This is a genomic window from Dietzia sp. SLG310A2-38A2, from assembly GCF_014145095.1.
In the GTDB taxonomy this organism is placed as follows: Bacteria; Actinomycetota; Actinomycetes; order Mycobacteriales; family Mycobacteriaceae; genus Dietzia.
Window position 1 is genome coordinate 1 of the sequence record NZ_JAALDX010000222.1, and the last position, 4073, is coordinate 4073.

Here is a 4073-nt window from a genome sequence, read left to right on the forward strand (position 1 = left end):
TCCGCCGTGAAGCTCCGTGACGGCGCTCGCTGGAGCCGCGCCCTGCTGACGACCGCCGCGAGCTTCTCCCTTGTAGCCGTGCTGTACGACCCGACGTTGTGGTCGGCGTGGGTGCTGCTCATCGCCAACGCCGTGGCACTGGTCCTCACCTACGACGACCACGCGCTGGACTACCTGGAGGCCCAGCCGGAACGACTGGTGTCGGTGGGACGCCACTGAGGTTCTCGCTTCTCGACGAGCGGGCACGCGGCGGGCTCGGCGGGCTCGGCAGGCGGCAGCTTGGCGGACTCGGCGCTCGGCGGGCGGCAGCTTGTCGGACTCGACGCTCGGCGGGCTCCAGATCCGCCGAGGGGTCGATGCCGCTCACGTTCTCCCAGGTCGCTTTTTCCGGGGTTGTGCGTTCTCGACCACTCGGCGGAGGTGAGGTGCCCACGGCGAGGTCGAGGGGTCGACTCAGCTCAGCGCGGCTCGCAATTGGGCGGCGAGCTCATGGGGCCGGCGGTAGAAGAGCGTCGCCGTCACGGTGATGACCGTCCAGCCGGCCGCGCGCAAGCGGTTCAATCGGCGGACGTCGTTTCCGTGTTGCGCGGCGTCGCGGTGGCCGGCGCCGTCGTACTCCACCGCGACCTTGTGTTCCGGGAAGGCGAAGTCCAGACGGTACGGCAACCCCGGAGTGCGGTACTGGACTCGGAACCCGGTCAGCCCGAGATCGATCAGGAACAGCCGCAGGCGCGTCTCCATGGGCGATTCGGTCATCGGCTCCACCATCGCGCAACGCTCGAGAGCGATTCTGCGGCCCCGCAGCCCCGGATGCCTGGCGAGCAGCGTCGGCAGCGAATGCCTGACGTCGTAGCCCGGGCCCATCCGCGAGGCGCCGTCCAGTGCGATCACCGCCTCGGACTTCCCCGTATGCCTGGCCAGGTCGAACAGTGCCCATTCCGGGCTTGCGAGACGAAGGGGGGCGCCGTCAGCGTCGAGGATGGTCTCCACCTGGTCCTCCGGGATCTCGTACCGGCGCGCGACGATCCCCTCCCGCCGCACCCGCTTCCGGCCGACAGCTAAGTCGATCGAGTACTCGGCCGGAACCCACGGATGGCCGTGGATCGCTGCAGCCACCCACCCGGTGGCCACCGCACCCGGGCAGGCCAGCGTTGCCGCAGCCAACCGCGTGACCGGCGTGATGACAGTGGTCGCCGGTTCCCATATGCCGTGGTGGGCTCTGCGATATCCGTTTGTGACCCGGTGCGTTCCGTGGGCCGCCAACAGATCGCCGCGACGTCGCGGGCCGTTCGGTGGTGATGCCATGCGGAGACTGTCGCGTATCGCGAGCGGTCCCGGCCCCGGCGAGCAGCCCGTTCGGCGCCGCGGTGTGGAGACGCAGCACGCTTGTGGAAAGGGGGCGCTGGTGCGGTCCGCCGAGGCGAAGGCTCGTGCGACGAGACGACCGCCCGTAGGCCGAGGCGATCACCAGTGCATCAGGGGCAGTAGCCTCGGGCGCCCCGACGCCTTTCGTCGAGAGGGCACTCCCGCTCACATTCTCCGTGGTCGAGTGAGACCAATTCCGACATTTAAGACCACTCGCCGCACTCCCGTGTCACGGGGCAGATCCATGCGACGGCGCGGGACGCCACCACGAGGCGCATTGGCTGAACCTCGTGGCCGGCCGCGCCCCCGGCCCTCGCCGCCCTGTCACTCCTCGCACAGACAGAACGGATGCCCGACCGGGTCGAGGTACACCACGAAGCGCCCATCGGGGCTGGGCTGATGCTCATGCCGTCGCGCACCGGCGGCGAGGACGGCCGGCTCGGAGTCGGCGATCGATTCCACGTAGAAGTCCAGGTGCAGTTGCGGCGGGACCGGACCGTCGGGCCAGGTCGGCGAGCGGAAGTCGGGGACGGTCTGGAACCCCAGCGCGACCGCCTCCGACTCCCCCTTCGGCGGCAGGACGTCCACCCAGTCCGGGTACGCGGGGTCCGATCGGACTCGCCATCCGAGCATCGCGGCGTAGAAGTCGGCGAGCTCTCTAGCGTCAGGGCAGTCGAGGGCGACGACCACACGCCGCGTAGAGATCCGGGACATGCGGTCACGCTATCGACCAAGACATCCGTTCCTCAAGACCCCGCCTGCCCTACCCGCGCCAGCACACCCGCGGGCACGCTGGGGGAAACCCGTGCAAAAGTGGGGCATGGCCAACTCCCTCCCGTCAGACCCGGATCCCAGCGACTCCCCCGACCTCGATGCCGGCGGTTCGCCCACGGGGCCGCAGACGCCGGACTCGGATTCCACGTCGCTGGCCTCCGACAGTGCACACACCGGGCAGAGCCCGACCAAGTCCGGGTCCCGCATCGGGATCTATCTGCTGTTGGGGATCATCGTGCTGGTGGTCCTGGTCATGGCAGTGGGCCTCGTGGGACGACTTTTCGGCCTGGGCTGACTGGCTCCGGTCAGCGCCGTGCAGCTCACCCGCCGGCGCTGACCGCCTGTTCGTGACCGGCCTGGCCGTCATCCGCTTGCCGCGTGAGATCAGCGGTGGCCGAGGTGCCCCGCAGGGTGACGGCGGTCCAGAGGGCGGCGACCACCATGATGATCGACCCGAGCACGCCCACCGTGGTCAGCGCGTCGGTGAACGCCGCCTGAGCTGCGGTGATCAGCACCTCCGCGGCCGCGGCCGGGAACTGATCGGCAACGGTGAACGCCTCGGCGATGGTCGCACTCGCCCGCTCCAGCTGCGCCGGCGACGCCACGGCGGCGGCCCCGGAGTCGTCCAGCAACTGACTGCGGTATACCGCGGCCAGCACCGACCCCAGGATCGCGGTCCCCAGGGCAGTACCGAGTTCATAGGCCGTCTCCGAGATCGCGGCCGCCCGACCGGCGCGGGCGGGCGGGGCCGAACTCATGATGATGTCGTTGGTCAGCGTCATGCCCACGCCGCCGCCGAGGGACACCAGACTCAGCGCCACGATCACCGGGACCGGTCCGGAGTCGGGGGTCAGACCCAGCATGAGCCCGAAGCCGACCGCCGCCACCAACAGTCCGACCGTCACCAGCACCGCAGCGCTGACGCGTTTGACCAGGGCGGCGGCCAGGAACGCCGCCGCCGCGGAGACGGCCATCGCCGGCAGGAGCCACAGTCCCGCCCGCATCGGGGAGAGTCCCACGACCAGCTGCAGGTACTGGGTCAGGGCCCAGAGCGCGCCGATCAGGGCGAAGATCGACAACAGATCGGCCACCACCGCGCCCCGGAACGCCCGCGCACGGAACAAGTCCACGTCCAGCAGCGGGTTCGCGAGCCGCAGCTGGCGGCGCACGAAGACCGCGCCCACGGCCAGCCCCACCGCCACACACAGCACACCGGTGACCGTGCCCTCCCCGGCGACGAGGGTCTTGAGCCCGTAGACGGCGCTGAGCATGGCCACCAGCGACATGGCCGCACTGACAAGATCAAGCGACCCGGGCGCGGGATCGCGGCTCTCGGTGAGCAGCACCGGGCCGAGCACCAGGAGCACCACCATCACCGGGATGTTGATCAGGAACGCCGACCCCCACCAGAAGTGCTCGAGCATCCACCCGCCCACGACCGGTCCGGCCGCCGCCCCGAGCGTCCCCGCCATGGACCACACGGCAATGGCGAAGCGTCGCTGCGCGCGGTCGATGAACATGGCGCGGATCAGCGACAGCGTGGACGGCATGATGGTGGCCCCCGCCAGCCCCAGGAGCGCGCGGGCGACGATCAGCTGTTCGGAGCTGGTGGCAAAGGCGCCCGCCACGGAGGCGGCGGTGAACAGTACCGCCCCGATGAGCAGCAACCTCTTCTTGCCGATCCTGTCGCCGACCGCTCCCATGGTCACCAGTAGGCCGGCGATCATGAACGAGTAGATGTCCATGATCCAGAGCTGCTGGGTGGCCGACGGTGACAGGTCGGCGGCGATCCCCGGCATCGCGAAGATCAGGACGGTGGCGTCGATCGCCAGCAGCAGCATCGGCAGGGCGAGCACGCCCAGCGCCGCCCACGTCCGGGCGGTGGCGCGCGGCGTGGCGGTGGCGTTCGGCGGAGCCTGTGCGGCAGTCATGCG

At 70.2% G+C, this 4073-nt stretch carries 5 protein-coding genes; 2 read left to right on the plus strand and 3 right to left on the minus strand.

Features of this window, described 5'->3' with window-relative positions; all coding sequences use genetic code 11:
* Positions 1-219, plus strand: a 219-nt coding sequence (locus G6027_RS08345) for a hypothetical protein (protein ID WP_182636767.1), incomplete at its 5' end; no start/stop codon positions are given.
* A gap of 234 nt (positions 220-453) precedes the next feature.
* On the opposite strand, the gene G6027_RS19470 is transcribed toward G6027_RS08345, so the two are convergent.
* Together G6027_RS19470 and G6027_RS08355 are read right to left on the minus strand one after the other, a co-directional pair.
* Positions 454-1116 (minus strand): DUF559 domain-containing protein, encoded by a 663-nt coding sequence (locus G6027_RS19470; RefSeq protein WP_206682478.1) that lies wholly within the window; start codon positions 1114-1116, stop codon positions 454-456.
* A 573-nt stretch (positions 1117-1689) separates the two neighbouring features.
* Positions 1690-2079, minus strand: coding sequence for a VOC family protein (locus G6027_RS08355; protein ID WP_182636769.1), 390 nt, complete (start codon positions 2077-2079; stop codon positions 1690-1692).
* Between the two features lie 106 nt (positions 2080-2185).
* Between G6027_RS08355 and G6027_RS08360 the strand changes: the two genes are divergently transcribed.
* Positions 2186-2434 carry a DUF6480 family protein gene (locus tag G6027_RS08360; protein ID WP_182636770.1) on the plus strand — a complete coding sequence of 83 codons (249 nt, stop codon included), beginning with the start codon at positions 2186-2188 and terminating at the stop codon, positions 2432-2434.
* A 25-nt stretch (positions 2435-2459) separates the two neighbouring features.
* On the opposite strand, the gene G6027_RS08365 is transcribed toward G6027_RS08360, so the two are convergent.
* The coding region (locus tag G6027_RS08365) for an MFS transporter (protein WP_346995661.1) at positions 2460-4073 on the minus strand (1614 nt) is incomplete at its 5' end.

Bases quoted from the DNA above. Each gene is read 5' to 3' on its own strand.
- G6027_RS08360 (WP_182636770.1), top strand. From the start codon at position 2,186: ATGGCCAACTCCCTCCCGTCAGACCCGGATCCCAGCGACTCCCCCGAC.
- G6027_RS08355 (WP_182636769.1), bottom strand. From the start codon at position 2,079: ATGTCCCGGATCTCTACGCGGCGTGTGGTCGTCGCCCTCGACTGCCCT.